34 protein-coding genes are annotated in these 26,450 nt (G+C 70.2%); 3 read left to right on the top strand and 31 right to left on the bottom strand.

All coding sequences use genetic code 11. The features are described 5' to 3' along the window. Nucleotides 1-223: recombinase family protein (locus IPQ09_26215; protein ID MBL0197649.1), on the top strand; the 223-nt coding region annotated here is incomplete at its 5' end. Here IPQ09_26215 and IPQ09_26210 read toward each other — a convergent pair. The 7 genes from IPQ09_26210 to IPQ09_26180 all read right to left on the bottom strand — a co-directional run bounded on the left by IPQ09_26210 (nt 220) and on the right by IPQ09_26180 (nt 4,888). After that, a complete protein-coding gene (locus tag IPQ09_26210) occupies nt 220-1,071 on the bottom strand; it encodes a hypothetical protein (GenBank protein MBL0197648.1) in 852 nt (283 codons plus the stop codon). The genes IPQ09_26215 and IPQ09_26210 overlap by 4 nt on opposite strands. A 155-nt stretch (nt 1,072-1,226) precedes the next feature. Beyond that, nucleotides 1,227-1,499: a hypothetical protein gene (locus IPQ09_26205; protein MBL0197647.1), complete on the bottom strand. Its 273-nt coding sequence runs from the start codon at nt 1,497-1,499 to the stop codon at nt 1,227-1,229. Then, nucleotides 1,499-1,930 carry a hypothetical protein gene (locus IPQ09_26200; protein ID MBL0197646.1) on the bottom strand — a complete coding sequence of 144 codons (432 nt, stop codon included), beginning with the start codon at nt 1,928-1,930 and terminating at the stop codon, nt 1,499-1,501. The genes IPQ09_26205 and IPQ09_26200 overlap by 1 nt, the downstream gene beginning before the upstream one ends. Further along, the gene (locus IPQ09_26195; protein ID MBL0197645.1) at nt 1,927-2,349 is read right to left on the bottom strand and encodes a hypothetical protein; all 423 of its coding nucleotides are present in this window, start codon (nt 2,347-2,349) and stop codon (nt 1,927-1,929) included. Before IPQ09_26195 ends, IPQ09_26200 begins: the two co-directional genes overlap by 4 nt. Nucleotides 2,350-2,351: 2 nt before the next feature. After that, nucleotides 2,352-3,179, bottom strand: coding sequence for a hypothetical protein (locus tag IPQ09_26190; GenBank protein MBL0197644.1), 828 nt, complete (start codon nt 3,177-3,179; stop codon nt 2,352-2,354). After that, nucleotides 3,176-3,490, bottom strand: coding sequence for a hypothetical protein (locus IPQ09_26185; protein MBL0197643.1), 315 nt, complete (start codon nt 3,488-3,490; stop codon nt 3,176-3,178). The genes IPQ09_26190 and IPQ09_26185 overlap by 4 nt, the downstream gene beginning before the upstream one ends. A 423-nt stretch (nt 3,491-3,913) precedes the next feature. Beyond that, complete coding sequence (locus IPQ09_26180; protein MBL0197642.1) at nt 3,914-4,888, bottom strand: hypothetical protein; 975 nt, start codon at nt 4,886-4,888, stop codon at nt 3,914-3,916. A gap of 221 nt (nt 4,889-5,109) precedes the next feature. Between IPQ09_26180 and IPQ09_26175 the strand changes: the two genes are divergently transcribed. Further along, on the top strand, nt 5,110-5,322 hold the full coding sequence (locus IPQ09_26175; protein ID MBL0197641.1) for a hypothetical protein: 213 nt from the start codon (nt 5,110-5,112) through the stop codon (nt 5,320-5,322). A gap of 270 nt (nt 5,323-5,592) precedes the next feature. Here the strand turns inward: IPQ09_26175 and IPQ09_26170 are convergent, their stop codons facing one another. The 15 genes from IPQ09_26170 to IPQ09_26100 all read right to left on the bottom strand — a co-directional run bounded on the left by IPQ09_26170 (nt 5,593) and on the right by IPQ09_26100 (nt 18,994). Further along, nucleotides 5,593-6,753 (bottom strand): baseplate J/gp47 family protein, encoded by a 1,161-nt coding sequence (locus IPQ09_26170; protein MBL0197640.1) that lies wholly within the window; start codon nt 6,751-6,753, stop codon nt 5,593-5,595. Then, nucleotides 6,750-7,154 carry a hypothetical protein gene (locus IPQ09_26165; protein ID MBL0197639.1) on the bottom strand — a complete coding sequence of 135 codons (405 nt, stop codon included), beginning with the start codon at nt 7,152-7,154 and terminating at the stop codon, nt 6,750-6,752. The genes IPQ09_26170 and IPQ09_26165 overlap by 4 nt, the downstream gene beginning before the upstream one ends. After that, the gene (locus IPQ09_26160; protein MBL0197638.1) at nt 7,151-8,416 is read right to left on the bottom strand and encodes a hypothetical protein; all 1,266 of its coding nucleotides are present in this window, start codon (nt 8,414-8,416) and stop codon (nt 7,151-7,153) included. Before IPQ09_26160 ends, IPQ09_26165 begins: the two co-directional genes overlap by 4 nt. After that, entirely contained in the window at nt 8,413-8,955 is a 543-nt protein-coding gene (locus tag IPQ09_26155) for a hypothetical protein (protein MBL0197637.1), read from the bottom strand. The genes IPQ09_26160 and IPQ09_26155 overlap by 4 nt, the downstream gene beginning before the upstream one ends. Then, nucleotides 8,948-10,873, bottom strand: coding sequence for a hypothetical protein (locus IPQ09_26150; GenBank protein ID MBL0197636.1), 1,926 nt, complete (start codon nt 10,871-10,873; stop codon nt 8,948-8,950). The genes IPQ09_26155 and IPQ09_26150 overlap by 8 nt, the downstream gene beginning before the upstream one ends. A 213-nt stretch (nt 10,874-11,086) precedes the next feature. Further along, nucleotides 11,087-11,533, bottom strand: coding sequence for a hypothetical protein (locus IPQ09_26145; protein ID MBL0197635.1), 447 nt, complete (start codon nt 11,531-11,533; stop codon nt 11,087-11,089). Between the two features lie 20 nt (nt 11,534-11,553). Then, nucleotides 11,554-12,057: a hypothetical protein gene (locus IPQ09_26140; GenBank protein ID MBL0197634.1), complete on the bottom strand. Its 504-nt coding sequence runs from the start codon at nt 12,055-12,057 to the stop codon at nt 11,554-11,556. 15 nt (nt 12,058-12,072) lie between these two features. Next, entirely contained in the window at nt 12,073-14,037 is a 1,965-nt protein-coding gene (locus IPQ09_26135; GenBank protein MBL0197633.1) for a hypothetical protein, read from the bottom strand. Between the two features lie 2 nt (nt 14,038-14,039). Then, the gene (locus IPQ09_26130; GenBank protein MBL0197632.1) at nt 14,040-14,618 is read right to left on the bottom strand and encodes a hypothetical protein; all 579 of its coding nucleotides are present in this window, start codon (nt 14,616-14,618) and stop codon (nt 14,040-14,042) included. Beyond that, nucleotides 14,615-15,004, bottom strand: coding sequence for a hypothetical protein (locus IPQ09_26125; GenBank protein ID MBL0197631.1), 390 nt, complete (start codon nt 15,002-15,004; stop codon nt 14,615-14,617). The genes IPQ09_26130 and IPQ09_26125 overlap by 4 nt, the downstream gene beginning before the upstream one ends. Then, nucleotides 15,001-15,645, bottom strand: coding sequence for a hypothetical protein (locus IPQ09_26120; protein ID MBL0197630.1), 645 nt, complete (start codon nt 15,643-15,645; stop codon nt 15,001-15,003). The genes IPQ09_26125 and IPQ09_26120 overlap by 4 nt, the downstream gene beginning before the upstream one ends. A gap of 70 nt (nt 15,646-15,715) precedes the next feature. Next, nucleotides 15,716-15,868: a hypothetical protein gene (locus tag IPQ09_26115; protein ID MBL0197629.1), complete on the bottom strand. Its 153-nt coding sequence runs from the start codon at nt 15,866-15,868 to the stop codon at nt 15,716-15,718. Nucleotides 15,869-15,879: 11 nt separating this feature from the next. Continuing rightward, complete coding sequence (locus IPQ09_26110; protein ID MBL0197628.1) at nt 15,880-16,821, bottom strand: Mu-like prophage major head subunit gpT family protein; 942 nt, start codon at nt 16,819-16,821, stop codon at nt 15,880-15,882. Between the two features lie 23 nt (nt 16,822-16,844). After that, on the bottom strand, nt 16,845-17,822 hold the full coding sequence (locus tag IPQ09_26105) for a hypothetical protein (protein MBL0197627.1): 978 nt from the start codon (nt 17,820-17,822) through the stop codon (nt 16,845-16,847). Beyond that, on the bottom strand, nt 17,819-18,994 hold the full coding sequence (locus IPQ09_26100) for a hypothetical protein (protein ID MBL0197626.1): 1,176 nt from the start codon (nt 18,992-18,994) through the stop codon (nt 17,819-17,821). The genes IPQ09_26105 and IPQ09_26100 overlap by 4 nt, the downstream gene beginning before the upstream one ends. Before the next feature lie 80 nt (nt 18,995-19,074). On the opposite strand from IPQ09_26100, the gene IPQ09_26095 reads away from it, so the two are divergent. After that, nucleotides 19,075-20,598: a hypothetical protein gene (locus IPQ09_26095; protein ID MBL0197625.1), complete on the top strand. Its 1,524-nt coding sequence runs from the start codon at nt 19,075-19,077 to the stop codon at nt 20,596-20,598. Here IPQ09_26095 and IPQ09_26090 read toward each other — a convergent pair. The 9 genes from IPQ09_26090 to IPQ09_26050 form a co-directional block, all read right to left on the bottom strand. Then, the gene (locus IPQ09_26090; protein MBL0197624.1) at nt 20,595-21,416 is read right to left on the bottom strand and encodes a hypothetical protein; all 822 of its coding nucleotides are present in this window, start codon (nt 21,414-21,416) and stop codon (nt 20,595-20,597) included. The two genes, IPQ09_26095 and IPQ09_26090, sit on opposite strands and share 4 nt — an antisense overlap. Before the next feature lie 24 nt (nt 21,417-21,440). Then, complete coding sequence (locus tag IPQ09_26085) at nt 21,441-21,587, bottom strand: hypothetical protein (protein ID MBL0197623.1); 147 nt, start codon at nt 21,585-21,587, stop codon at nt 21,441-21,443. Beyond that, complete coding sequence (locus IPQ09_26080) at nt 21,584-23,098, bottom strand: DNA-packaging protein (GenBank protein ID MBL0197622.1); 1,515 nt, start codon at nt 23,096-23,098, stop codon at nt 21,584-21,586. Before IPQ09_26080 ends, IPQ09_26085 begins: the two co-directional genes overlap by 4 nt. Further along, complete coding sequence (locus tag IPQ09_26075; GenBank protein ID MBL0197621.1) at nt 23,095-23,454, bottom strand: hypothetical protein; 360 nt, start codon at nt 23,452-23,454, stop codon at nt 23,095-23,097. Before IPQ09_26075 ends, IPQ09_26080 begins: the two co-directional genes overlap by 4 nt. Continuing rightward, a complete protein-coding gene (locus tag IPQ09_26070; protein ID MBL0197620.1) occupies nt 23,451-24,389 on the bottom strand; it encodes a DNA cytosine methyltransferase in 939 nt (312 codons plus the stop codon). The genes IPQ09_26075 and IPQ09_26070 overlap by 4 nt, the downstream gene beginning before the upstream one ends. Before the next feature lie 89 nt (nt 24,390-24,478). After that, nucleotides 24,479-25,039, bottom strand: coding sequence for a hypothetical protein (locus tag IPQ09_26065; protein MBL0197619.1), 561 nt, complete (start codon nt 25,037-25,039; stop codon nt 24,479-24,481). Next, nucleotides 25,036-25,404: a hypothetical protein gene (locus IPQ09_26060; protein ID MBL0197618.1), complete on the bottom strand. Its 369-nt coding sequence runs from the start codon at nt 25,402-25,404 to the stop codon at nt 25,036-25,038. The genes IPQ09_26065 and IPQ09_26060 overlap by 4 nt, the downstream gene beginning before the upstream one ends. 483 nt (nt 25,405-25,887) lie before the next feature. Further along, nucleotides 25,888-26,088: a hypothetical protein gene (locus IPQ09_26055; GenBank protein ID MBL0197617.1), complete on the bottom strand. Its 201-nt coding sequence runs from the start codon at nt 26,086-26,088 to the stop codon at nt 25,888-25,890. After that, on the bottom strand, nt 26,085-26,450 hold a 366-nt coding region (locus tag IPQ09_26050; protein ID MBL0197616.1), incomplete at its 5' end, for a hypothetical protein. The genes IPQ09_26050 and IPQ09_26055, both read right to left, overlap by 4 nt.

Here is a 26,450-nt window from a genome sequence, read left to right as displayed (position 1 = left end):
CCTCGAGCAAGCCACCGGCACCAGCCTGCGAGACCAGCAAGCGGCCATCGAAGCGCACGCGGCGGCGCGCGGCGTAGTCCTCGCCCACGTCTACGTGGAGGCGGAGTCGGGGATCCACGAGAACAACGAACGCCGCGAGCAGATGCAGGCGCTTCTCCGCGACGTGCGCCGCGGTGTGGCCCACCGAATCGTTCACAGGGCAGCGTGGAAACACGTGGCCTAGCCGAGCGGAGGAAGGCCGAACCAGTCGCGCAGGTCTTCTTCGGAGCCCCTGAACAGGTTGCGATCGCAATCGACAGGAATGCCGGGGACGCGAAATCCGTGGTCTCCTGAGTACTGAAGGACCTTCCACGGGTAAGCCTTCGGCATGTCGGCCTCCGAGGCCGGCGCCCATGCCTGCGTCACGCTGCGGTACTGCGCGATCCACACCGGCACGCCCATCGATGCCGCGCCGATGGGCCCCACCCATGACGCCATCGTGTAGAGCAGCGGCTCGCCGCCCGTGAGCCGCAACTCGCTGAGGTACTCCTCGGCGAAGTCCGTGAGCGCCGCCCACGGCGTGCCCTTGGGGCAGTTCTCGAGGTCGAGGGCCACGCGGACCATGTGCTTCCCGTCGCTCGTGGCGGCCTCGTAGGCCAGTTTCGCTTGGTCCCGCGGGCTGCCCTGCGAGAAGCGCGCGAAGCCGTAGGCGCCCGTGTAGAGCCCGCGCCGGCCAGCGCGTCGAGGTGCGCCCGCGCCTTCGGGTCGCGCCCGCGGAGGCCCTCGCTGACCTTCACGAACGCGAACCGGAACCCGGCCGCATAGACCGCCGCGGGGTCGGCGATGGTCTGCACGCTGGACACGTCGATGCCGTCGCAGAAGCCGGGGAGGTTCAGCGCGGGCTTCACGGACACGACGCCCCGCCCTCTCGCGAGCCTCGCGCATGCGTCGGAGGCGCTCGCCGATGGCGTCAGGCGGGCGCACGTCGCGCGCCTGGTCGTAGGCCGCGAGGTCGCGAAGGTCGGCGGTCTCAGCGTCGCGCGCATTCTGCCGCGCCTCGACGCACCACGAGCAGAGGCACTGGCCGCTCACGCGTCCTCCCTCAGCCCGGCGAACTTCGCCCGCGCGTGGATGCTCGCGAGCCGCTCGGTCGCGACGAACAGCGCCTCGCGCTCGGCCTCGGTGCCGCTCTCGCGGATCAGTTCGACGACGCTCTCGAGGGCGGAGCACGGACAGCAGGATGGCCGTCACGGCACGCACCGCCCCGAGTAGGCCCGCCCGTAGCGCGCGGCGACGCGCTGGCGACACGCGACGTAACCCGGGCACGTCGAGGCCTGCACCGCGCAGGCTTCGAGCTCCGCGCCGTACGCGGCCACCTCGGCGGCCGTCTGCGCGCGCGGCGTGCACCCCGCGAGCATCCAGCCCACGAGGCACACCGCGGCGCCGCCGGCGAAGAGCACGCCGAGGGCGATGCCCGCGCGCTCCAGAATGTCCGCGTCCGTGTCGTCTAGCCCGTGCATCAGTGCACCCCCATCAACGCGACGCACCCCGAGAGGGTCGCCAGAACGCCCGCCGCGGCGAGCGCGAGCACCGCGCGCGTGCTCGCCGGACGGGCCAGCCAGGTGCCGAGACGCCCCTGCCACGTGGGCGGCGAGAGGGTCTCTCGCTCGGCCGGTACGTCGACCAGGCGGGAGAGGTGCCGCAGCATCGTGCCGCGGTCCACCCGCGCGGCGCGAAGCTCCTCTTCGGTCCGCGCGACGAAGGCCCGCACCTCGGCGCGGAAGAGCGACGCGTTCTGCTCCTGCTCGTCGAGGAGGGCGAGCGTGCGCGTGTGGGCCGCGAGGGTCGCACGGGCAGCCTCCTCGGCGACCTCGACGAGGTCGCTCCGTAGCGCCCGGATGTCCCGCATCGTCGCGGGCGGGCTCGTCGTCGTCGGATCGAAGCCGTTCATGGGGTCCCTCCGTGGAGCTGGCGGTAGGCCTGGAGCAAGATTTGGACGAGCGTGCCGAGCGCGACGAAGGCGCCCAGGACTTTCGGCGAGAGCTTGCCGGTGAGCGCGTGCACGAGGGTGCTCGTGTCGCTCGCGGCCGCCTTCGACGCGGCCTCGATGCGCGCGAGGCGCATCTCGTGCTCGCTGAGCCGCGCCTCCTGCGCGAGGTCAGTCTTGCTCGTGCGCGCGTCGAGCTCCGGGAGGCGCGCCGACAGGCGGAGCACCTCGACACGCAGCTCGTCGATCGCGGCGACGTAGGGATCCTCTCCGGCGCGCAGCTCCTCGAGCGACGAGCGGCGCGGGATCGGCGTGGGCGCCTCCTCGCGCGGCATGGGGGCGGGACGGGGGAGCGTGGGGATTCGGTCAGGATCGTATGCCATGGTCAGAGTCCCAGTGAGGGGTAGCGAGTCTTGAAGTATCCCTGCTCGCGGGTGATCATCTGCGCGCCCGACAGGGCCTGGCCCGGATAGATCATCATCTCGACCAGACGGAACGAGGGCACGTAGGCACCACCACCCAAGGTACCGAAGTACGCGACGTAGTCGTACGCGGCAGGGCCCTTCGCCGCGGGGATGAGCTCGTTGGCGAGATCAGCCTCTTGGACCCGCACCTTCGCGTTGCCGCCGTTCGTGTAGACGACCCACATGAGGCCCCACGCGCCGAAGCCGCCGGGCCACACGACGGGCGTCGTCCCATCGCCAGACGCCAGGTCCTCGTCATAGTGGTGCACACCTACCTTGCAAGTCCCAGCGTCGGACATGATCGCGTGGACGACAACGCTCGTCGGAGAACCGAAGATCGTCGGATTGGTGCCGTCTGTCTTGCCGCCGCCGGTGAGCCCGTAGGTGTTGCTTGCGAGCGGCTGAACCACGTAGGCCGCCGTGTACGAGGCCCCGACGGAGTCGCCGGCCCCTAGTAGGGAGCGGGTCAGGTCGGCAGACTCGATCATCGGGGAAGCACCGGTCCAGAGGGCGGAGGCGTGCCCGTCGAGTGACGTAGAGGGTTGCTCGACCAGATCGCCGTACCCCGTGCTGTGGTTGAACGTGGCTGCTGCGCCTGAGGTCCCAGCGCTAGCCTTGCTCGACCACGCGAACGTAGCGCCGGTTCCTGAGAGCGTGTCTGAGCGCAGCCATAGCGACAGGTTATCCGTCGCCGGATCATGCGAGGCAGCGGCCGCGCTCGACTTGATGAAGGCGAAGGGCGAGATCATGCCATCGCCTGGACTACCGATCCGTAGATCGAAGTGCCGTCGTGCACGAACGTGTACACGTCGATGCCGCTCGCTGTCTGCGTCGGCGCCACCCCGCCAGCCCACTTGACCGTCGGCCAGGTGAGCGTGCTGGCTGCGCCCGTGACGCGGACAACCACGACCTGTCCGCTCGCCTGGTTGGCGAACGTGAACGTGTTCGCGCCGGCCGCGAGGGTCTTGGTTTGGACCGGGCCGAGCGACCAGTCGATCTCCAGCGCAGCGACCGCGATCGCCGCGCCCTGGGTCTGGCCGTTGATGAACGGGTTTGTCATCTGCGCCGTCGTGAGCGTCGGCGTGGTCAGCGTCGGCGAACTCGCGAATACGGCCGCACCGTGCCGCCTCGTCTGTGGAGGCGGCTCGCAGATTCGCGCTGGACGGAGTGCCAAGAAAGGTCTCCACGCCGGTACCGAATCCGGCAAGCTTCGACAGCGCGATAGCCGCCGACGCGTGCACGTCGGCATTCACGACCAGACTTGACGCCGCGTCCTGAACGCCGCCAACGATGTGCGGTATCCCGGTCCCGGTGGGCGTGGTGCCGCTGCCGCCACTCACCGTGATCGTGAGCTGGTCGTTCGCTGCGTCGTCCACAGCAGTCACGCCAACGAAGTTCACGTAGCGGCGCGCGGTCTGCGCAACGCCGGCCACCTTGAGCAGAACCGGGAGGAGGTTGGGGAGCCAACTGGAGACGTCGAGAGTCATCGGAGGTATCCCTTCGTCGTCATCGTGATGATGAGCGAGCGCAGCGCGAGCTCCGCGAGGGCGTTCGTGTTGCCCTCGTTGCAGATGACTGCATAGTAAACGGACTTGCTCGTATCGATCGTCTGGTTCTGGTCAGTCGTCAGCGTGAACTGATGCACGGCGTCGTATGCCGCGGGACTCGCGGCCGTGTCGTCCTTTGTGTTCGCTGCGAGCAGTGACACAACGGTCTCGGCCTCCGGGTCGAAGCGAATGACCGCGAGTGACGGCATCATGACAGGCAGCGTCGCGCGAGGGGCGCCGGCGCCTTTCAGCGTCAGCTTCACCGAGTCGAGCGTTGCGCCTTCGACCAGGGCTCGAGTGATGTCGACCATCACATGTCGTCCGAGTGCCGCCGCGTTGTTCGTCGTCGCGAACCGCATCTCGCGGCCCTCGAAGAAGAAGTACGACCGGTTCGCATCGGAGGCCGTCGAGTCTTGGCTGGCCGGCACCCAGAATCCTGAGATGTCGTGCGTCTTCGCAAGCTCTGTCGACCCGCGAGGGTTCGCGTCGGCAATCGCGATCGTTCGGATGATCGTCTTGTTCGAGTCGGCCGTGAGATTCAGTACCCACCGCCCTGCCGTCCCGTCTCCGCTCGCCAGGATCCAAGGGCTTGCCGCGGTGCTCGCTGAGTACGTGCCCGAGGTGACGAACACGTAGTGTCCGTAGCCGCGGACGTAGCGCATGAGGCCGTGCGTCGGCACGAGGATCGCGGTGAGGGCGGCCGTGTCGGCGAGCACGTCGTGCTGGTCCCAGATGGCGGCAAGTGGCGTATTGACGTCCGCCGCGTCGATCGTGTCGCCGTCGCTCGGGATCGTGATGCTCGATGCGGTGCCGTAAGTCGTGCTCATGTGCGGGTCCCATCCCAGTAGTCTGCAGTTGAGAGTCGGGTCGCGACGTGAACGCCGGCGACTACCTTCGAGGGCTTGCCCCACTGCCCATCAGGCTCGGGGGCAGTCGGCGAGAATGACGCCGCATCGAAGGCAATGATGATGTTCACGCAGCGCGTCCCCGCGGGCTTCCAGTCCGCGACGATGCCGCGCACGCCGGCCACCTCCGAGGGCGTGGCGGTCGTGCCTCAGGTCTTCTTCGTGTCGCCCCCAGAGCTGGCCAGAGCCCCAGTTCGCCGAGTGTGCTCCAGCGCGTGCCGGGATAGATGATGACCCAGAAGCGCGCCCAGTTCGACGCCGCGACCGTGGAATCCCAGTTCCAGTTCCCCGTGTTGAGCGTGTACGTCTCGACGCCCGAGGCGCTGCGAGAGAACCAGTTCCCGCGCGCGTCGACGGTGCGGAACGACGAGCCCGCCGCAATGTACTCCTGCAGCTTCTGCATGAGCATGAAGGGGCTCCCGCGTTTCTTCGCGTCGTGAAGCCACCGCTTGAGGCGCGTCGCGTAGCTCGTCGCGGTCTCGGGGCCGAGGCCGCGCAGCGTGCGCCGGTCGCGGCCGATCGCCTCGAGGGCGCCTCGATGCCGAGCAGCGCGGCCGTGTCGGGGTAGCGCGCGAGCATGCCGAGATAGAGACGCTCTCAAGCTCGCGTCGAGCATTAGGTTGAGCGAGTACTGCACGAGAGTCGACTCCGGCGCCGTCGTCGACGAGCCACCGCGGGCGAACTGCTTATTTCGAGTGCGAAAGTCCATATCAGACCGGGTCGTCCTCGAGGTGGATGGCCCCCGTGACGGTGCCGAGCATCGCGACTTGTCCGTTGGTGAGCGACGTGTCCCCGCTCGGGACGGTCACCGAGGCGCGGAAGCCCTCGGGGATCGCCTTCACGATCGTGGCCAGGATGTCGGACTGGTAGATCTTGCCCGTCGTCGCAGGCGCCACGACGTCGCCGCCGATCGGGCGCGCCGAGAAGAGCACCCCGAGCGCGGTCTCGACCGTCGTGCGCACCTCGGCGACGGTTTTGTTGCACGACTTGTACAGCCAAAGCTCGTACGTGACCGCGATGGTCACGTTCGACGCCGCGGCGGCCACGAGGGTGATGCAGAGCGGGAGGCACCACGTCACGATCGCGAGCTGCGCAAGGGCCACGTCGGCCGCCGAGGAGCCGCCCGAGGGGCCCGCGAGGTACACGGTCACGTTGCCCGTGGTGCTGTCGCCGTAGGTGCGAACGCGCGTGATCGCCGACGTCCCGCCGTAGTCCGGATTCCGCGCGAAGTACGCGTAGGCGCCTCGCGCGCCGTCGGGCGACGTCGCGTCCTGCATGTCCTTGCACTGCTGTTTCGTGACGCTCTCGTCCTGCTCGTCGATGCCCACGGCGGCCGTCGCGTTCGTGCACGTCACGCCGTCGAGGGAGGTGACCAGGCGCGTGATCTCCGCGGCCCCCGCCGAGCTCGCCGAGCCCGCCTCGTCGGCCACCACCGTCACGGCGAGTGTGGTCGCGGGGCCGAGCGCGAGCGTGCCGCCCGTGGTGTTCCGGTACGTCTTGCCCGTGATCGAGGACGCGAAGGTCAGGTCTCCCGCGTCGATGATGTACTCGTTCGTCGTGCTCGAGTTGGTCAGCGTGACCGTCGTCTCGGCGTACGTCGGATCGGGCACGATCACGCCGTACGTCTGCTCGGCGTTGACTTTGAGCCACACGTCCTCGGAGTGGTCTAGGAAGCCGCTGCGGATGTAGCCGGCGACGTTCGCCTCGAGCGCCTCGAGCTTCGCCGAGAGCACGTGATAGAGCGAGCGCGTGGGGTCGCCCACCTGCCACGACGTGACAGGGAGCCCGATGCTCGTCGCGATGCCCAGCGCGTAGTTGTAGATCGCCGCGCGGGTCTCTTCGAGGATGAGCGAGGCAAGCGAGATGGTCATTGGATCCCCAGGATTTCGGCGCTCACCGCGGACACCGCGAGCACGAGGGTGAACGGCCCGAGCGTCGTCTTCGCGGCGATGCTGATCGTGTAGGTGACCGCAGGGCCGCTCGTCGCGCTGACCACGGTGGCCTTCACGGACTCGGTCCGCGGGTCCTTCATCAGCTCGTTTTCGATTTTCCCCGGGAGCGAGGCCGCAAAGCTCGACGTGGCCGCGCTGCCAATGAGGCTCATGAGATTGAGCCCGTAGTTCTGCTCTTCCGGCCCGCCGAGGAGCGTGCCGCGCGTCGTCGTCAGTCGCCGGTAATACGCCTGCGCGACGAGCTCCACGCCCGAGACGAAGCGCCCAGTCTTGAGGCCGGTCGTGCAGGAAATGTCGTAACCGAAGTACGTAGTGGTCATTCGCACTTCACCAGGCCTGAGGCCTCGTTGATGATGCCCATCAATGCCGTGCCCGGAGTGCCGGGCGGGGGCGGAACGGTCGGCGTCGCGGGGTTCGTGGCCGTGCACCACTGCACGTCAGCCACCGCGGTCACCTTCCACCACGGGAGATACACGGTCAGCAGCGGCCCCAGTTCGGGGGGCGACCGGTAGATCGTGTTCGTTGTCGAGTCCGCGCAGAAGTACCCGAGGCAGACGTCGTCCCCGTCGCGCGCCACGCCCTTCGTCGCGTCCGCCCCGAGCTTGATCGAGCTGGACGCGTCGAGCACGAGCGTCGTGGGCACGAAGCCCGAGCCGTCCGCGTCCTCGTACGCGCACACGTACGGGCGCGCCGGCGAGCTGTCGGCGAACGCCACGAGCACGCGCGACCCGATCGCCGCGCCGCCCTTGCACCCGGGGAGGCCAGGGCGCGCGACCACGCGCGTTAGCTCGGGCATGCCCGTCGACACGCGCACCGGCTCGAGGCCCACGCGATCGCCGGAGCGCGACGTCACGCGGTACTCGCTCTGTCCGCGGAACGCGCGGTCGGGGTCGAGCTGGTCGACGATCGCGCGGAAGCCCTGCAGCGCCCGCGAGCTCGCGCCGCGCGCGCCCCAGACCGTCGAGCGCAGCCCCGCCGGCGTCGCTTCGTGCAGCACGTCCACCGCCGTCAGGCCGTCGACGACGATCCCCGGGAGGATGGTCGCGATCGACTCCGAGGCGAGCTCCACGACGCCGCGCGCGTGGTCGACCGGGCCGTGCGTCACGCCCGCGGGCAGCTCGCCGGCGGCGCGCGCGCCGATGCGGGTGATCCCGTCCTCGCCCACGTACCACCCGCGCGGTACGAGCAGCTCGAGCACGGCCCGCGCGCGCGCCTCGGGGCGGGCCCAGGACGGCCCCGGGCGCGTCGTCGGCAGAGTGCTCGCCAGGATGGTCTCGCCGCACGCGTCGGCCGCGTCGAGGAGCACCGTCGAGGCCTTCACCCCGGCGTCGTTCGCGTAGCCCTTCGCCGCGATGGTCTGCCCCCAACCGCCCTTGCCGCCGACGACGCGGTAGTGCGAGCGGCCGTTCTCCGGGCCGCCCGAGAGGATCGTGCCCTGCAGGGTGAGGTCGGCGACCTCCACCGTCGCCGCGCCCGTGAGCGTGTGCTCGCCGTCGAGGTCGACCTCGGCGTACCACACGCCCCACGCGGGCAGGTACGCGCGCGCGGACGTCGCGAGGATGCTGTTGAGGGTCGCGGTCATGGCTTCCCCCACGGCGTTTCTTGGTACTGCTTGGTGAGCTTCGCGATCTCGTCGAGCGCGGCCTGATTCGGGTCGGGCGCCTTCGTCGCGGCGCCGGCCTTCGAGCCCTTCGGCGAGCCCTTCGCGGGGCGCGGCGGGCGGTACTCGAGGAACTTGACGACCTTCGTCACGCCACCCTTGCCGTCGTGCACGGAGCCCATGGCCGTGGCCTTGACCACGGCCTTGATGTCGTTCTCGGCGAGGTCGGGGTGATAGATGTCCAGCGCCGTCGGCGTCTGCCCGCTCACGGTCGAGTTGACCGTCGCGAGGAACGTGGGCCACTGCGCGAAGTCCTCCTCGTCGGCCAGGTAGAACGAGCACGTGAACTCGGTCGGGTCGTCGCTCGAGCGCGTCGTCGTCGCGCCCGACTGCCCCGAGCCCTTCTTGATGTCCCACCCGATCTTGCGGTCGTGACCCGTGATCGTGACGATGCCGGGCGACTGCACGCCGCCGAGCTCCACGTGGTCGTAGAGGTCCGGGTCGTCGATGGGGTTAGGCACTGGGCACCATCCCGCCGCCCTGCTGGGCGAGCCCTTCGACGAGGTCGAGGAACGCCTTGCGGCACTCCTCCGCGATGCTCTTGGCGTCGCCGCCGGCGCCGTCGATCTGGATGGTGAGCGAGCCGATCGTGACCGTCGTGCCGCCGCCGGAGCCCGCGCGCGCGCCCCCTGCAGCGGGCGCCCCTGCACCGTCCGCGGGCGGCGCGACCATCGCCTCGAGTGACCCCTGCACCGCGTCGGCGCCGTCGTCGACGCCCTGGGCCATGCCCTCCGAGGTGTAGCCGCCGATCTCCGCGAAGACCTTCGAGGGGCTCTTGATCTGGAGCGCGGCCTTTGCTGCCGCGACGGCGCCCGAGGCGATGCCCGTCACCGCGCCAACGACTGCCGCGCCGCCGGCCGTGATGCCCGAGGCGAGCCCGGTCACCATCGCGAGGCCGATCTCTGCGAGGTTGATGCTCTGCAGGAACGTGCGCACGCTCAGCGCCGCGCTCGAGAGGCCGGCCAGCGCCGCGGAGCCGAGGGTGCCGAGAGCGACGAGGCCCGACGCCGTGCCCGCGATGATGTCGTAGGCGAACCCGAACGACTGGCCAATGCTGGACATCCAGCCCATGATCACCGCGCCGACGACGTTGAAAATGGGCTGGTATTTCTGGATCGCGATAAGCCCCTTGAGTGCCCAGATCTCGAACTGCAGGAACCCGGCGATGAACTTCGGGACCGCGTTCGTCATGCCGTCTACGAGCGGCTGAAAGAACGACTCAAAGATCGCCTTGATGCCCTTCGCGGCGGCGCTGTCCTCCTCGAACAGCGCGCCCATCTTCGACAGCGCCGTAAGGAGCCCTTCGATCTTCAGCCCGCCGAAGATCTTCCCGACGTTCGCCTTGAGGCGCTGCGACTGGAAGTCCGCGCTCAGCATCGCCTTGGCGAAGTCCGGGCCGAACTTGAGCTTCGCCGCCTTCGTCGCGGCCGTCTCGAGCGCGGCGGAGAGCTCGTCGCCCTTCAGGCCCGTCTTGGCCAGCGTGCTCGCCATGTTGCGCAGCTCATCGGCCGCGATGGGGACCCGCGAGCCGAGCGAGGAGATCGTCGCGTCGAGCTGCGCGCCGCCGGCGACGCTGCCCGCGATGCCCTGCGACAGCAGCGCCGAGGTGCGCGCCGCGTCGGCGTTCGCCAGGCCGAACTTGAGCAGGCCAACCGTCGCCATCGCGAGGCCCGCGACCACGGCGATCGTCGCCACCGCGAGGCCGACGAAGATCCCGGCGGGGCCGAGCGCGGCGAGCTTGCGGAACGCCTCGCCGACGCCCGCGATCTTCTGCCCGACCATGCCCGCCGGCCCGCCGAGCTTAGCCATGGCGCCCTCGAGGACGCCGAGCTTCACGCCGCCGCCGGCGCGGCCTTCCCTGCCGCGGCCGTGGCTTGCTCCCGTCTTCTTGGCGGCGAGCGCGTTCGCCTCCTCGGCCTGCGTCGCCGCGTCGAGTTGGCGCGCGAGCCCGGCCTCCGCGTCGGCTGCCGACGTGGCCGCGACCTGCAGCGCGTCGAGGTTCGCCGCCTGCTCTGCGAGCGCCGCCGCCGCCGCCGAGCTCGTCGCCGCGGCCGCCGCCTGGCGCGCCTCGAGGTCGGCGAGCTTCGTCGCGGCCGCCTCGATCTTTGTCGTGTCGCCCGTCTCGAGGGCCGCCGCGAGCTTGCCCTGCTGCGCGGTCGCCGCCACGCCGAGGCGCTCGGCCGCCGCGGCCGCCTTCATGGCCGCCGTCTCGGCGCCGGCGTAGGCCGCCTGGCCCGCCGCCACGGCCGACGCAGCGGCGGTGCTGGCGGCGCGCGCGCGGTCGAGCGCCTGCGCCAGCGAGTCGAGCGTCGACGCCGCGGCGACGGCTTGGGAGCCGTCTACCGGGATGTCGATCTCGTACGTCGTGCCGTCCGCCACCGCTCTACCTCCGCCGTCGTCTCGGTTGCCGCTCGCCGCCGCCCGTGAGCGACTGTCGATGCAGAAGCGCGATCTCTGCGATCACGAAGGCGCCCGCGCGCATGTCCCGCTCGCTCTCCTCGTCCGCCTCGCCGCCCCCCGCGACACGGGCCAGGGTGACGATGCAGTCGCCAAGGACCGCCGCGCTCGACTGAGCTGCGGCGATCCGCGCCCTCAGCCTTTTTTTTCCTCCCCGATCCCGCCCTCGGCGAGCTTCGCGACCTCGATGCCGGCCACGACGTACACGCCGGGTCGCGCCGCGAGCATCGCGTTCCGCATCTCCGACGCGGCCGGCGGATAGACCATGCAGGACTCGCCGAGTCGCTCGCCCGCCTCGCCCCGCACGGAGTCGTTCTTCGCCGTGCGGACGGCCTTCAAATACTCGCGGTAGTGCGCGCGCTCGGGCGCGATGACGATCGCCATCGTCGGCGTCCCCCGCTTGTACGACCCCGCGAACCGGATGGCCCGCACCGACCCGAAGCCGTGCTCTTCCTCGAGGTCCACGAGGGCCGCGAAGTCGATCTCCGCCTGCTCGGCCTCGAGCTTCTCATCCTCGGCGCGGAGCGCTTCGCGGCGTTCCTGGAGCAGCTCGAGCTTGGTCTTCTTCTTCTCGTCACTCATGGGGGGGGCCTTCCGCGCGCTCAGAGGAGCGCGACGCGCGTGCCGTTCTTGAGGGTTTTGATCACGCTCGTGGGTCCGAGGTCGACCTCGATGAAGAGCGCCTCGCTGCCCTCTTTGTTGTCCATCGTGAAGGAGCGCCAGCGGCAGCCGAGCATCTCGGTCTGGTAGACCTGAGTCGGCTGCGACAGCGTCTTGTGCTGGATGACGATCGAGAACTTCGGCACGGAGATGAGCTTCACGCCGCCGCGCTCCGGAGCGACCGTCGCAAGTGCCGACTCGATGCGGTCCACGGCGCTCATCGAGAACGTGCCCGACCCCTCGTGAGAGGCCTTGCCGCGCGTCTCCTTCATGACTCGACCGCCGCTCGTGCCGAAGGAAAAGCCCGTCTCGATCTTGCCGCCGCACTTGATGCCCTCGACGTCGGCGATGTCGATCGTCACCGACTGGTAGAGCGACAGCACGACGGAGATGTCAGCCCAGGAGATCTCCTCGTCGTCCGTGATCGGGAATGCTTCGTTTGCCATGGCTCAGTGCTCCGTTCAGGTGACGACGACGGCCGTGTCGACGTTCGTGATGGTGCCGCGCAGGCCAAGGGGGCCGCTCCCGTGCAGCGTCTTCCCGGTGCCGCGGAGGTCGTCGGCGCGGCTCGCTACCCACGTCGCCGAGCTGGCGTTCTGGCCCTCGCTGCCGGGGCTCAGCAGCCCTTCGGTGAGCGCCTGGTTGATGCGCGCCTCGAGGAGCTTGAGCTCGCTCTCGGTCGCGGTGCCGTCCGCGTTGAGGACCGGCGTTTTGCCGATCATGCGCGTGGTCTCGGCCTGGACGATCGAACAGAATTTGTTCGTGACGGCCATGTTGTGCGTGTACGCGAGGACGTCGCCGTCCGTCGCGCGAGTGAGGCTCATCGCGACGTACGTGCCGTTCGGCCCGTTGTCGCTGGTCGTGAGGCAGGTGAACCGCGCGGCGAGGGCCCCGCCGTCGACGCGCTCGTCGTACTCGACGATCTGCTTGTCCGTGTCCTCGAGGTCGACCCCGTCCAGCGGGCCGAGGTCGTTCTGCCACGACGCGATGTGGAGCGCGTGTTGGTACTCGCGCACGGCCACGTGCCACGAGGCGGGGCGGCGGAAGTCCCAGAGGGTGATCGGCGAGACCACGCGCGCGCGCCCATACCCGAGGTCGATCCGCTTCTGCGCGTCGACGCTTGCGAACGCGATGTCTGCGAGGGACACGTCAGCCGCCTTGCTGAGCACCTTCGTGATCGTGACGTTGTGCGAGCCGATCTCCTCGGCGGCGAGGTCCGTCGACGCGAGCGTGAGCACGGTCGCAGACACGGACGCGAGCGCGTCGGTCGTGACGTTGTTCGACGCCGTGCCGGCGATGGTCACGATGTCGCCCACCGCGAAACCCTCGGTCACGAACGAGCCCGCGTTGCGGGTGATCGTGTCGCCGGTGCCGCCGACCTCGGCGAAAATGAGCCCGTTCGACGCGACGATCGAGCCGACGCCGGCCGCGGTGACCTCGGCGACGAGGTCGGTCGCGTCGAAGGTGAGCACCGTCGCGGTGAGGGTCTTGATTCGCCCGGTCACGTTGTTGAGCGTGGTGCCGGCCACCGTCACGACGTCGCCCACGGCAAGCCCGTCGTCGACGAAGGACCCGACCGAGCGCGTGATGGTGTCGTCGGTCGCGCCGACCTCGGCGAACGTGAGCGTCTCGGCCGCGGTGATCTTCACCCAGCGCTTCACGCCGCTCGACTTGGCCAGCATCGAAGGCGTGCCGCCGTCGCGGACGTTCGTGCGGGCGTACACGAACCGCTTGTTCGTGGTCTCGTACGCGTTCGTGATCGTCGTGACGTAGCCGGCCTCGGTGCTGTTCGCGAGGTCGCCGACGACGTTCCAGGAGCGGCTCGCCTTCTGCTGCGCGGCGAGGGCCGTGCGCGCGGCGGTAAGGCCCGCGTTGTCCCACTTCGGCGCGGTGAAACGAAACGTCAGCGTGTCGCCCGCGACCATCGTGCCGGCGCCGAAGCTCAGGACGATCCCGACGTGGGGGATCGTGTACGTGCTCGCCGTGCCGAGGCGCACCGTCTTCGTCGTGCGCCCGCCATCGAGCGAGAGGGTGAAGATCGGACCCGAGCCCGCGCCGATGGTGCCGCCCGTGGTGACCGTCAAGGTCGCGTCGACCTCCTCGAGGTAGCCGTACGTCGAGGCGCTGTACGTGACGATGCTGGTCCCGGTGCCCGTCGAGCGCTGCATGCGCAGCGCGCCCGCGGTCACGATCGGCATGGGGACGAAGATCACGGGGCTGCGCGTCTTGGCGAGCAGGTGTGCCGCGAGGTCCGCGCCCTGCGAGTAGTCGTGTTGCTCGAGCAGCGCGGTGATGCCCGTGAACACGCGCGGGACGCCGTCGGCGTTTTTTCCGACGCAGGCCAGGATGACCGCGTAGCCGTCGCCGCCGGCGTAGGCGCCGCCGGTCGTCGCGATCGAGAGGCTTGCTTGGGGTCGAGTCGGCATTTTTACGCTCCGCATCCGGTTTCGGTTGGTGGGGTCGGGTCGCCCTCGAGGCCGACGACCGTGGTGCTCGCGACCGTCGTGGACGTGAAGGCGCCGCCCTCCTCGGCGGCCGAGCCCGCCCAGGTGCGGACCTCGACGGCACGGCGGACGGAGAACGGGATCTCGTAGACGGCGAAGTTCGTCGCCGGCGTGCCCTTCGTGTCCTCGAGCTCGACGAGCTGGCCGGCGCCGATCTCAGCGCCGTTCTTGCGCGCGACGAGCACCTGCCGGAGCGCGGCGAGCACGGAGTCGACGACGCGATCGGCGCGCCGAACGTGCTCGTGATGTTGCGCGCCCGCGCGCGGTTCCTGCGCGTAGACCGTGATCTTCGCCGCGAGCTTGCGGTCGAAGACGTGCACCGGGTTCCGGGTGTTCGCGCCCTTCGGCGGGAGGATCTGCTCGGGCGCGCGGAGCCGCTCCACCACGATGCGCTCGCGCGGGGCGACCGCCGACGTGGTGCGCTCGGGCCCGTCGACCACGGGCATCGGGACGCCGGCAGTCTCGAGGAGCGTGCGGAGCTCGCGGGCGATCTCGTGGATCATCGGAGCGCCTCCCCGATGACCTGGGCGGCCGTGGCGGCGAGGGCAGCGGCGTAGGCGGGCGGAAGCGGCGCACCCTGCGCGGGCGCGACGGGGCGCCTCCCCACCTGGTATTTTGCGTACTTCGTCGTGAGCGCGAGGCGGAGCTTTTGCCCGATCGCCACGTACCGGACGCCGTCGAGGAGCGCGCCGCTCTTCCGCAGCGTGACGACCTGGCCGCTCTCACCGGGTGCCCAGGCGGCGCCGTAAGCGTCCGCGCTCGAGCGCGACGTCTCGAGCACGAGGCTCGTGAGGACGGGCGCGCACGCAGCCGCCACGCGGTGCCCCACGACGCGAGGGAGCTCACGCAGCGAGGCGGCGAACTTCTTGAGGTTCGCGGTGCCGCTCATGGGAGCCCGCTTCCCCACCCGCGCGGGTCCGCGCCGGAGCTGACAGACGTGGCGGTGATGGCGAGGTTCGCCGGGGTCTGTGCGGTGCCGCCGCGGAGCGGCATGCCCGCGGCGAAGCGCTCGAGGATGGCCTTCGACTCGAGGTCGATAGCCTTCACCGCCTCGCTGTTCTGCCCGTTCCCGTTCAGGACGCGCTTGGCGACCATGTCCGCCACGCAGCCACGCACGAGCGGGTGAATCGGGGCGACGAGCGGCACGAGGTGCGCCGGGAGCGACGTGTCAGCCAGGCGCGAGCAGAACTCGATCGTGTCGTCGAACTTCGGCTCGCGCGTGACGATCATCTCGACGCCGTCGCTCGTGATGTTCAGCGCCGCGCCCCCGGCCGTGGCCGCGAGCTTGAACGCCGCGTTGCTCAGCCGGATCGCGTAGTAGGTCGTCCCGGCTGCGAGCGGCGCCGACAGGGTGCCCGCGCTCGCCGCGCGCACCGTGACCTCGTCGTCCGTCTCGAGCCCGTGACCGTCGTACGTGAGCACGTCCGTCGACGCGAGGCAGGACGCCAGAATGCCAGCGGGCGACACCACCGCACCCGGCGGAAGCCGGGCGGTCACGTCACCGCGCGAGCAGTAGAGATCGGCTGCCACAACGCCACCGCCCCGCGTTCCGGAGGAAGGCGAGGCAAGGCAGCGTGGGAGTGCGTGTCAGGTCAGAGAGTCAGAGGTCGCGGAGGCGGGCGAGGACGCGGTCGCGGCGCGCGGTGAGCGCCTCGGCGCGGGGCGTCTGCCCCGCGGCCTTCGCGTCGGCGATGCTCTTCTCGAGCTGCTTTGCCTCGAGCTCGAGCGATTCGAGTTTCTCGATGTCGTTCATGGGGCTCCTGGTCAGGCCGCGCCGGCCCAGCGCTGCATGCACTGCGGGAGGGCGAGGACGCCGTTTCCGCGGAGCACGTAGGCCACGCCGACCTTGAGGGTCGTCTGGTAGAGGTGGCTCGACTTGTCCGAGCGAATCTCCTCGGGCGCGCCTTCGTCCTGCACGATCCAGGGGACCATGCCGGGCTTATTCAGGCCGAGGCCGTACCACTGCGCGTCGTCGGCGAGCTCGTCGGAGATGATCATCTTGACCGTCCCCTTGTGCCGGTTGTCGACCGCCGCGAAGGTGGAGCCGACCGCCTGGATCACCATGTCCTGCTCGAGCAGGTCCTTGGCAGTCTCCTCGAGCGCGGACGGGATGAGGAGGTGCGTCAGGCGCAGCCCGAGCGGCTTCCCGTTCGGGGCTTTGATGTCGCGCATGCGCGACTTCGCGAGCTTCAGGTTCGCCGCGGTGAGCGTGGTCCCCGCGCCGGTGAAGTCGTTGTCGTACGTGCCGACGTCGACGTCGAAGACGTTGAAGGGGTGCGCGTCAGCGAAGAAGGCCGAGCCGTCCCAGCAGGTCGCGTTTGCCGCGAGGGCATCCGCGATGATCTGGTTGAGCAGCGCCGAGGCGGCCGCCGCGATGGCTGCAGGCTCCGACGTCCAGCCGATGAAGTCCGGCGCCTCGATGACGCTGGCGAGCTCGGCGACGCCGTCCTGCCAGGTCTTCGGGGTGAGCGAGAGCGACTTCTGGAAGATGTCGCGGTACTTGACGTCGCCCTTGAACTCGGCGTAACCGGCCGCCGAGACGGGGACGGGGTACGTGGTCCGGAGCGCGCGCGAGGAGCGGTAGAGCCCGTTTTCCTTCGCCCACTGCTCGACCCCGGGCTGCGTGAGCGCGAGGGCGAAGTCCTGGGCGAAGTCCTCGAGCGCGCGCTGCGCGTCCGAGCTGATGAGGTTGAATTCCTGACCCATGATCGTTCAGTCCTTTCGATGAATCAGGAGGCCTTGCGCACGTAGCGAAGGCGGGCCTCGTGGAGCATGAGATCGTCGGTGCCGAGCAGGCCCGCCGTCGGCGTGACCGTGAAGGTCATGCTTCGAGCGAGCGCCGGGACATTCGCCGCCGTGATGATGTGCGTGAGCATCGCCGTGGTCTTCGCCGTGGCGTTGCCGGTGAGCGCGTTCGTCACGCCGCCGCAATCCGCGTCGGCGTCGTGAAGGTCGCCCACCGACAGGATGAACGCGGTGACGGTGAGGGTCGTCGCGTCGCCCACGGTCGCGCCAGACTTCGAGCAAACGAACTCGAGAGCCATCGGCGATGCGTCGTCGAGGTCCGACGGGAGCGACACCTGACAGAGCGCGGTGCCCGGCGTGGCGTCGTTGTTCCAGCGGATGTTGAGCGCCTCGGAGTCGGCGAGGTTGAGGCCGAACGTCGGGGACGCGGCGCTCGAGAACTTCGCGAGCGGATCGCCGTCGGCGTCCACGAACGAGTTGAGCGGGATGGCCACGAAGCCCACCGCTGACTCGGGGCTAACGTGCGGCCCCATGTAGACGTACGGCTTCGAGTTGACCACCTCGGTCACGATGCCGGCCACCGGGCGAAGGTCCGTGTTGCTGGTCAGCGCGACCGTCTGGTCGTCGACGGCGTAGACCACCTTGCCCACGTCGGCCGCCGCGATGGCGTCCGTCGAGGAGCTGTTCGCGAACTGGAACACGCCGAACTCCACCTCGACGTCGACCGCTGCGGCAGCGCCGCCGAGAGTCGACCCGGTGCGGTTGTCGTAGGTGGCCGACGCCTTGCCGACGATGCGCAGGCAGCCGAGCGCGATCGTGGTCGCCGGCATGGCGCGGCCCGCCGAGTCGAGGCCGACGAGCGCACCCCTGAAGATGCGGACGTTGGCCTTGATCGGATACGTGCCGCGGGCGGGCGAGGAGCCCGCAAAAGGCGTGAGGCGTTCCTGGGCGAGGGCGGTCATTGGGCGGCTCCGGCGTTGCGAGCGCGGATGCCCGCGCGGGTGGCGAGGTAGACGTTCGGGTCGATACCCTTGGCCTTGCACTTGGCTCGCTCGGCGGGCGTCAGCCCGTCGGCAGCGTCGTCGGTCGGTGGCACGACGCGCGCGACCGGGCGGGCCGCCGTCATGGCCGCCACACGAGCGCGAAGCTCGGCGATGGGCTCGCCCATGAGGCGCGGGACGAGCGTGCCGGTCGCGAGGCCGGACGTCGCCGGGGTCTCCGCGCCGACCTTTACGAGGCTGGCCACGAGGGCCTTGCGCTCGGTGAGCTCGAGGACGGCTCGGTCACGCGCGACCGCGGCCTCGCGCTCCTCGACGCCGACCGCAAGGGCCGACCGGCGCGCCATCTCCGCGATGGCCTCGCCCGGATCCGACACGCCGGTGAGCGCGAGCGCGGCGCGGCCGAGGGCGGCGAGCGCATCCTCGCCGGGCGCGACCACGACGCGAGCAGCGGGCATGGGCTCCGCGGCGGGCTCCTCGGCGGCCGGCTCTTCCGCCGCGGGCTCCTCGGCCTCGGCCTCGCCGCCGAGGGCGGACGCGAGCAGACGGTTGAGCAGCTCGAGAGCGCCCTTCGCATCCTTCGCCGTGATGATCTTGAGGCCCTCGAGGGCGAGCTTCGGGTCGAGCATGTTCTCTTTCTCCTGAGCCTTTGCGGCCCGAACCTTTGCCGTCGAGCGGTCGATCGCGACCAGCGCGGCCCGCGCGTACATGGCCTCGTCGGGCGTGCCCTTCGCCTTGATGAGCGCCTCGGCGAGCGCCCACACGACCTGCTCCTCGTGCGCGATCTCCGCCGGGCTCGACGTGCCGAACGCCGCAAAGTGCAGGTGGAGCAGCTCGTGCACCACCGTCTCGACGACCTGCTTTACAGCCTGCTCGGCGGTCGCGCCGTCGGGCGGGGTAGCGGGGTCGCGAATCACGATGGTCGCCACCTTCGCGTCGACGGTCGGGTAGCAGAGGCCCCACACCGGACGCCCGCGCGAATCGGCGAGGTCCGGCGCGTAGGACACGTCGAGGCGCCAGTCCAGGAGCCGAAGCTCCCGCTGGTAGTGGGCCACCAGGGCGGCGAGGTCGGGGGCGACCGGAGCCGCGACGGCAGCGCGCTCGGCCACCGGCCGGGCATGCGCGTCACGTCTCATTCGCGTCTCAACCGCCATGTGAGAGGCGTAGCCCATTCTAAATTGAGACGCAAGAGAGACTTGACGTGCTACGAAAAACCATGGCCAGAGCCCCGAAGCGCGCGCAGAAAATCCGCAAAGCTGGAGAATTTTCGACCTCGGCTAAGGGCGAGAAGCGGCCGCCGTCCGGCTCGGGGCTCCTCGAGGGGTGGACCGTCGAGCAGATTTACGCGGCGCGCTCCGCCCAGATGCGCGGCCAGTTCCGACTCGCCGCCGACATGGCCGACGCCATGCGCACGGACGACGCGCTGTTCACGGCCTACGGAAACCGGCTCGCTCCCCAGCGCTCGATCGCCGTGACGATGCGGCCCGCATCCGAGAAGGGCAAGGCGGTCTCAATCTCCGAGGAGGCCGCTTCCCTCTACGGCGCGGGCGGGATCGCCCTCACCATGGCGACCCGGCTCAACGTCCACGGGTGCCTCGTCAACCACGGCGTCGCCTTCCTTCGCCTCACGCGGCAGGCGCGCGACGACGGCTCGCGCGTCGACCTCTACGCGAACCTTTGGCCCATCCGTCACGTCCGGTGGGACGAGTACAAACGCGGGTACTTTACACGCATCGAGAACGCCGACGGGTCCTTCGCCGGCGGCGAGGTCGAGATCGTCCACGGCGATGGCGAGTGGATCATCGTGGCCGTCTGCGAGCACGAGCCGTGGAAGTACGGCGCGATCGTCGCGGCCGCGGTGATCTGGGCGCGGCACGCGTGCGCCTCGACGGACTGGACGATGGGCTCGGCGACCCACGGCAACGCGAAGCCGATCGGGACGCTGCCGGAGGGGATGGCGCTGGAGGCCTCGGAGGGCGTGCTCACCCGCGAGGCGGGGGGCTTCCTTGAGCTGCTGCAGGCCATCGCCACCGCCCAGGCGCCGACGGGGATCAAGCCCTTCGGCTCGACCATCGAGTACCTGGTCAACAGCTCCCAGGCCTGGCAGGTGTGGAAGGAGCTCGTGCTCGTCGCCGAGAAGGCGGCCGCGCGCATCTACCTCGGCACCGACGGAACCCTCGGGGCCGCCGGCGGCGCGCCGGGCGTCGACATCGCCGCGCTCTTCGGCGTCGCGTCGACCATCGTGCAGGGCGACCTCGAGACGATCGAGGCGGCGCTCGCGACCGGGCTCCTCGACGTGTGGACGGCGATCAACTTCGGCGACTCGACGCTCGCGCCGGAGCTCCGCTACCAGATCCCTCGGCCCGAGGAGGAGGGCGAGGTCGAGGCGCTCGGCAAGCGCGAGGGCTTGTTCTTCGACGCGCTCGACCGCGCGCGGGCGCTCGGCCTCATCATCGACCAGCCGTGGATCGACGAGTGCGCGGCGCGGTACCGCGTGACCGCGCCGAGGCTGCCCGAGCAGCAGACGAAGGCGCCGGCGTTCGCGCTCGCGCCGACCGACGTCATTCGCTGGCTCACCCCGAACGAGGTGCGGGCCACGGGCGGCGCGACCGCCCTGGCGAACCCGGACGGCACCGTTCACCCGGACGGGGCGATCCCGATCGGCGTGCTCGACGCGCGCGACGAGGCGGCGAAGGCCGCGGCTGCGCTCCCCCCGGCCCACGCCGACCAGCAGGGCTAAGGCGTCCACCCGTTGATTCGCGCCCTCTCCGCTGCCTCGAACTCGTCGCGGCGCCGTCGCTCCTCGGCCGCTTCTTCGCTCCTCTTCGCGTCGGCGGCAGCTTGCGCGCGCGCAGCCGCGCTGCGTTGCCACCTCTTTCGATCGGCAGTCCGCATGGCTGCCAGCGCTTCCGCGACGGCCCCATAGCGGTCGGGGTAAGCCGCTACCACCACGGCCCCGGCTGCCCGGCGCTTCTCGACTTCGGCAACCGCAAGCACCTCGGGAAAGACCTCGGGGAGACCACTGCCCGGCGCGTTCGGCGCGAAGAATACCCGGATGACATAACCCTCAAGTGAGCCATCAAGCGTCCTCGCCGATCGCTGCGCCTCCCCCATGCGCGCACGACGTGCCCTCTCTTCACGCTCCGCCTGCTCCTTCGCCTGCCGTTGCCTCTCTGGCTCGCCTTCTTGCCAGACGCGAGCGCGCCACGCTGCGCCCGCCGCCTGCCTTTCCTCGGGCCCGCACAGCGTCCAGCGAGACCGCACGCTTACCCCGTTGTTCGAGCAGAGCTCTACCTCCCCAACAGGGCGAATGGTGCCTAGCCCAGCAAGCCTCATGAGCGACGTCCCGACGCGATGCGGGCTCGTCTTCGTGAGTTTCACAAGCTCCGCAAAGGTCGCCGTTTCGTGCTTGCACACGACAGCCCACACGGGACGGTCGCGCCCCGTCGGCCTGTCGTTCGCAGCGCGGATCTCCACCGGTGGTGATGGGTCAAGCACCACCCCGCACCCCCAAAGGTCCGCGTCCTGCTCGGGCACCGTGTACGGCTCCAGCTTCATCGATGCCATCATAGCTCAAGCTCCTCAGAGCGCCGCGGGGAACGCCGTGGGCGGCAGCTCCGTCGCGTAGACGGCCTCACCCTCGCGCACCGGCCGGCACGCGCAGGCGGCCGTCACCCTCTCCGGCGGCGGCCGGTTCGCTTCGGCGAATCGGTCGTGGTCGATGGTCATATCGTCCTTCCTCTCCCACGCGCGCCCACGAGCATCGACGTCAGCGCCGCCCCGCGCGTGGGCTTCATCAGCTCCCGTTGCGCCGTCATGATCCCCCGCGTCCCGCCCGAGTGATCCACCCGCTCCGTCGCCAGCCCGAGGAGCTCCACGACGCCGTGCACGAGCGCGTCGAGGTCGCCGGGCGACACCACCCGCGGGCCGTCCACCCACGTCGTGAGCGTGGTCTCGAGCGAGGCGAGGTTGGCGCCCGCGACGTGCCACACGCGCCCGCGCTCGTAGGCCGTCGTGACGGGCTTCGCGCGGTCCGACTTGTCCCGGCGCGCGTACACCTCGCGCACGTAGATCACGCGCGGGTTGTGCGGCGGCGTCGCCTGATCCTTCGCGAGCACCACGACGCCGATCCCCTTGTCGCCGACCTCGGCGCGGATGTTCTGGGCCACGAGCTCGCCGCCCTTGTTCGTCTCGACGACGACGCAGTCACACCGGCCGCCGAGGTAGAGGTCGATCACGAGCGCGCCCCACACGCGCGCCGTGTGCCGGCCCGAATGGTCCGCGATCACGTAGGCCATGCGGTCGGCGCCGAGCCCGAGGTCTGCGATCCCGGTCGTGTCCGAGCCGGCCTTACTGGTCGTCGCCGGGTCGACTGAGATCACGCGGCGGAGGTACCGCGCGGGCGCCGCGCGCCGGCGCTCACGGAGCAGCTCCAACGTCACCGTAACCGCCTCGTCTGACTCGAGGCTCATCTCGCCGTCAAGCTCCTCGCGTCCTGCCGTCGTGCCCTCGAACTCCTCGATCAGCGCGCGCACGGCCGCGGGCGCTAGGTGCGCGTAGTTCTCGCGCATCGACCCGCGCACGACGACGTTCGCCACGGGGTCACGCTCCGCCATACGCAGGAGCCGGCGCAGGATGGGGTGCCCGGCCTTCGGCGTCGCGTCGACGATCATGCGCGCGCGGCCCTTCCGCGTCGCGAATCGAAAGTTGATGTAGGCCTCCTCGCGTGTTGCCGTCGGCCAGCTTTGCAGCTCGGAGAGCCAGCAAAGATGCAGGTTCTTCGAGCGGATGTTCTGCGGCGCCTCCGGCGTGTACGCGTAGGCCACGGCGCCGTTCGGCCACACGAGCTTAGCCTCGCCGTCGATCCACTTCGGAACGAAGCGCGGCGGGCTCGCCTCGATGAGCCCGAGCACGTTGACGTCGTACGTCTTCACGTCGTTCTGCGCGGCCATGCCCATCTCGCGCACCTCGCCGCGCTCGAGCATGCTCACGATGGCGGGGGCCGCGGCGGCCGTCTTGCCCCACCCTCGAGCGGTGAGAAAGATCCAGTTGAGCCACGCGCCCGCCGGCGGGAGCTGCGCAGGGCGCGCCCAGTGCCCCTCCCACATGTGCCCGAGCGCCGCGAGCTCCACATTGCTCAGCGCCTCGTGACTCTTCGCTAACGCGGCGCGCGCGCCGTCCGGCCCGAGCGCGGCGAGGAGCCGCTCGATCGTCTTGACGCGCGGGCTCTGTTCGCTCACGGCGCGGGCCTCAGGATCGCGGCGTTCGCGATGATGTTCTCGAGCGTCTCGAGGTCGAGGAGCTTCGCGCGCTCGGCCGCGGCGCGGATGTCGATCGCTTCGTTCGGGTCTTCCACCGGCGGCGGGGCGATCTTCCGCCGGTGCTCCTCGATGCTCACGAGGAGCCGCCCAAAGCTCGCGAACGCGCTGAAGTCCCCTGCAAGCTCAGCGACGCGGAGCGCCGCGCTTGCCCGAGCGTGGAGCCCGGCGAGCGCGCTCTCGTCCGCGTCGTCGGGCACCTCGTCGGGGAGCGCCGGGGCGGCCTTCGCTGCCTCGACGATGGCGTCCGCGAGCGCGTGGGCGGCGGCTGATTTCATGAGAGCCACTGTTCCTTGACCGCGCGCGCGACCACTTCGGCCATCTTGGGCGGGACGCTCATGCCGATCAGGTACTTCAGGATCTTCGGACTCTTCGCCTCGTAGTCGTCAGGGAAGGAGCCGAGACGGATCCACTCGCGACCGGCGAACGTTCGGCACTCGGCCCAGTGCGTGAAGGCACCATCTCCCGCGGTCAGCGTCCGAACTGGCGTCGTGCCCTGCGCCTTCATGTGATTCCAAAGGATGCCGCTGTCGCCTTGCGCCTCCCTCGTGTCCCGGTACGAGTTGCCCGGCACCGTGAGCGGCCACCACTTTAGGTCGTTGTTTCCCGGCTTCGTCTCGACGCGCTCCGCTTCGGTCAGTACGATATCCGACAGTGCTTCGATGGCGGAGACCGGCGCGGAGTCCGCGACGATCGTCAGCTTCCGCGCCGGTGCATCGTCACGTTGCGCGCAGAAGAACACGCGGTCACGTCGTTGCGGAACGCCGCAGCGGGAGGCGTCAATATAGAAGAGTTGGGGCCTGTAGCCGATGGCGCGAAGGCGCGAGAAGATGAGTTTCACGTAACCCTTCGACTGGCCTCCGACCATGCCACGAACGTTCTCCGCGATGATGACGCGCGGGCGCACCTTCTCCGCGAGGTCAAGGAAGTCGAAGAACAGATCGTCAAGGACCTGCGCCGCCTGCCCTTCGCGAAAGTGCTTCTTCTTTCCCCATGCCTTCTCGCGGAGACCCGACTCGGAGAACGTCGAGCAAGGCGGCGAGCCGTCGAGCAGGTCTACCCCGAAGGCCGACGGCGGAAGTTGGTCCGCAAGATCCTTAATCGGGCAAAGCCGGTACTCGGGCGGGTGAAGGTTCCGCTTGTAGTGCCACGCCATCTCAGGATCGATGTCGTTCGCGAGCACGACATCGTAACCCGCGCGCTTGTAGCCCATGCTGGAGCCGCCGCCGCACGAGAAGGTCGTGAGTACCTTCGGTCCGTTCGGATGCGCTGGGAGGTCTCTCAGGAGCCATGCGTGAGGGTTCATTCGTTGAACTCGAAATGGCACTTGGGGCACCGGTGCGCGAACTCGTAAGCGTCAGGGTCAAGCTCGCGCGCGCCGTTCTCTTCGTACTCTCGCGGCTCTTTCCCCCTCAGCGCCGCGAGCAGCTCCTCGGTCCCCTCCTCCGCTCCGCGCCCCACGTCCTCGAGGAGCGCCGCAAGCTTCTGCGCGTCCCGCCCGGCGAGGTCTCCCACCGCGTCGAAGGTCGCCAGCGCCTTCGCGGCCTCGGCTCGCGACAGGTCCGTCACGAGCACCGGGATGGCCTGCCCCCGCAGCTCCTCGGCTCGCATGTGGCCGTCGACGAGCTGGAGCGGCCCATCGTAGCCGGCGAGCCACGCGGCAAAGTCCTGCGAGCTCCTGAGCGCCGCGCGGGCCATGTCATCGGGCACCCACGCGAGGACGGCGCCGATGATGCCCACCTCGGCGAGCAGGCCCTTGAGGACCTTCCGCTGCCGCGCGTCGTGAACGCGGAAGTTCTCATCAGCGGCGCGGAGCCTCGAGCCTGGCACGCGAGCGAGCCCGCGGATTCTGTCGACGATCATAGGGTCACCTCTCGGAGTGCTCGGGCTACCGCAGCCGCGGCGTCAGGATGGATCGCAAGCGAAGAAGCGATAGCGGCCTGAATGCGGCGCCAGACCGGAGAGCGGGCCAGGAGCGCGTCGACTTGGCGCTCGGCCGCGCTCAGCGCCGCGCCCGCGTCGGGCGCCATGGGCACGGGCGGCGCCTCCTCGGGAGGCTCCACGAGCTTCGGAGCCTCGACCAACGCCGCGGCGCGCTCAGCCTGGACGCCGGGGCGGAGCTCCTCGAGCCTCCTCGCGATGGTTCGGTGGCTGGCGGTGCATCCTGCCGCCGCGAGCCGAGCGTGGATCGCCTTGCTGCCTAGCCCGCGAGCGGCAAGGGCACGCATCTGCGCTTCCACTTCGGGTGCCAGTTGGGTGCGGGGAGGTGCCATATCAGTGCTTTCTATGCCACATCAGGGCCAGGCCATGTGGCATTCGTGCTGTTTTTTGTAAAATCCCGAGCGAGAGACCACTCCGCGCACCGGGTACCCCCTCCCATACCCCTCTCGCCACCGGGGCCCCCTCCCGCGCGCCGGCAACGCGCGTGCCAGCGCCCAGCCGGCAACGCGCGTGCCAAGCGGACGCAGCCTAGCGCCGGCAACACGCGTGCCAACGCGCGCCATTCGCCCCTCACCATTCCGGCCCCCTAGCTGCCCCGTGGACGCGTCCGCGCATGCATGCCGCCTCTGCCACCGTCCACGGGCAGCCGCAGCCTCTCAGGCCAGCCCAGGCGGCAAGGCGGGCCATCCCCGGGTGCGACCGTGGGAGGCCCCGCAGGACCGCCGAGAGCCACGTCACCGCCTCGCGGCGCGAGCGCCTTCGCGCCGGCGTCACGAGATGCCCCCGAGCGCGAGCTGCCGCCGGGGAGGCGCGGCGAGCTCCGCGGCCTGCACCGCGCAGCGGCACGGCGCGAACCTGCACGGCAGCGCGCAGGCCCGGGCGAGGTCCGCCCAGATGATGGCCTCGCGCTCGCAGCGGTCGCAGCAGACCACGCCGAGGCTTGGCGCGTGCCCGCAGCCCGGCGCGCTCACCGCGGCCCCCTGCGCCCGAGCGCGTAGAGCACCGTCGTGTGGTCGACGCCGACCATGCGCGCGGTCTCGCTCGCCGAGAGGGCCCAGGTGTCGCGCAGCACGCGGATCCACTCGTACCGCGCTGCGAGCGCCGGGGCCGTGCGCCTCGAGCGTGCAGCCTCGGGGGTGACCCCGTGCCGAGCCGCGCAGCGGGCAAGAAGGCCGTCGACGAGCGCGAGCGTCGCGGGCGAGTACTGGTCGCGCGGGCTCGGCTCGCGGGGCGGCACGACCCGGATGCCGCTCTCGCGGTCGGCGTCCACCTCGCGGCGGAGCCCAGCGGTTGGCAGCCACGGCGCGAGACCGCCGAGCATCGTCAGCGGGCG

It is taken from the genome of Myxococcales bacterium (assembly GCA_016720545.1).
Lineage (GTDB): Bacteria > Myxococcota_A > Polyangia > Polyangiales > Polyangiaceae > JAAFHV01.
This window is presented reverse-complemented; position numbering and strand designations above follow the sequence as displayed.

Coding starts and splice junctions, on each gene's coding strand:
- IPQ09_26205 (MBL0197647.1), bottom strand. CDS start 1,499: ATGCACGGGCTAGACGACACGGACGCGGACATTCTGGAGCGCGCGGGC.
- IPQ09_26200 (MBL0197646.1), bottom strand. CDS start 1,930: ATGAACGGCTTCGATCCGACGACGACGAGCCCGCCCGCGACGATGCGG.
- IPQ09_26195 (MBL0197645.1), bottom strand. CDS start 2,349: ATGGCATACGATCCTGACCGAATCCCCACGCTCCCCCGTCCCGCCCCC.
- IPQ09_26190 (MBL0197644.1), bottom strand. CDS start 3,179: ATGATCTCGCCCTTCGCCTTCATCAAGTCGAGCGCGGCCGCTGCCTCG.
- IPQ09_26185 (MBL0197643.1), bottom strand. CDS start 3,490: ATGACAAACCCGTTCATCAACGGCCAGACCCAGGGCGCGGCGATCGCG.
- IPQ09_26175 (MBL0197641.1), top strand. CDS start 5,110: ATGATGACCCAGAAGCGCGCCCAGTTCGACGCCGCGACCGTGGAATCC.
- IPQ09_26170 (MBL0197640.1), bottom strand. CDS start 6,753: ATGACCATCTCGCTTGCCTCGCTCATCCTCGAAGAGACCCGCGCGGCG.
- IPQ09_26165 (MBL0197639.1), bottom strand. CDS start 7,154: ATGACCACTACGTACTTCGGTTACGACATTTCCTGCACGACCGGCCTC.
- IPQ09_26160 (MBL0197638.1), bottom strand. CDS start 8,416: ATGACCGCGACCCTCAACAGCATCCTCGCGACGTCCGCGCGCGCGTAC.
- IPQ09_26145 (MBL0197635.1), bottom strand. CDS start 11,533: ATGAGTGACGAGAAGAAGAAGACCAAGCTCGAGCTGCTCCAGGAACGC.
- IPQ09_26140 (MBL0197634.1), bottom strand. CDS start 12,057: ATGGCAAACGAAGCATTCCCGATCACGGACGACGAGGAGATCTCCTGG.
- IPQ09_26135 (MBL0197633.1), bottom strand. CDS start 14,037: ATGCCGACTCGACCCCAAGCAAGCCTCTCGATCGCGACGACCGGCGGC.
- IPQ09_26130 (MBL0197632.1), bottom strand. CDS start 14,618: ATGATCCACGAGATCGCCCGCGAGCTCCGCACGCTCCTCGAGACTGCC.
- IPQ09_26125 (MBL0197631.1), bottom strand. CDS start 15,004: ATGAGCGGCACCGCGAACCTCAAGAAGTTCGCCGCCTCGCTGCGTGAG.
- IPQ09_26115 (MBL0197629.1), bottom strand. CDS start 15,868: ATGAACGACATCGAGAAACTCGAATCGCTCGAGCTCGAGGCAAAGCAG.
- IPQ09_26110 (MBL0197628.1), bottom strand. CDS start 16,821: ATGGGTCAGGAATTCAACCTCATCAGCTCGGACGCGCAGCGCGCGCTC.
- IPQ09_26105 (MBL0197627.1), bottom strand. CDS start 17,822: ATGACCGCCCTCGCCCAGGAACGCCTCACGCCTTTTGCGGGCTCCTCG.
- IPQ09_26100 (MBL0197626.1), bottom strand. CDS start 18,994: ATGAGACGTGACGCGCATGCCCGGCCGGTGGCCGAGCGCGCTGCCGTC.
- IPQ09_26095 (MBL0197625.1), top strand. CDS start 19,075: ATGGCCAGAGCCCCGAAGCGCGCGCAGAAAATCCGCAAAGCTGGAGAA.
- IPQ09_26090 (MBL0197624.1), bottom strand. CDS start 21,416: ATGAAGCTGGAGCCGTACACGGTGCCCGAGCAGGACGCGGACCTTTGG.
- IPQ09_26085 (MBL0197623.1), bottom strand. CDS start 21,587: ATGACCATCGACCACGACCGATTCGCCGAAGCGAACCGGCCGCCGCCG.
- IPQ09_26075 (MBL0197621.1), bottom strand. CDS start 23,454: ATGAAATCAGCCGCCGCCCACGCGCTCGCGGACGCCATCGTCGAGGCA.
- IPQ09_26070 (MBL0197620.1), bottom strand. CDS start 24,389: ATGGGCTACAAGCGCGCGGGTTACGATGTCGTGCTCGCGAACGACATC.
- IPQ09_26065 (MBL0197619.1), bottom strand. CDS start 25,039: ATGATCGTCGACAGAATCCGCGGGCTCGCTCGCGTGCCAGGCTCGAGG.
- IPQ09_26060 (MBL0197618.1), bottom strand. CDS start 25,404: ATGCGTGCCCTTGCCGCTCGCGGGCTAGGCAGCAAGGCGATCCACGCT.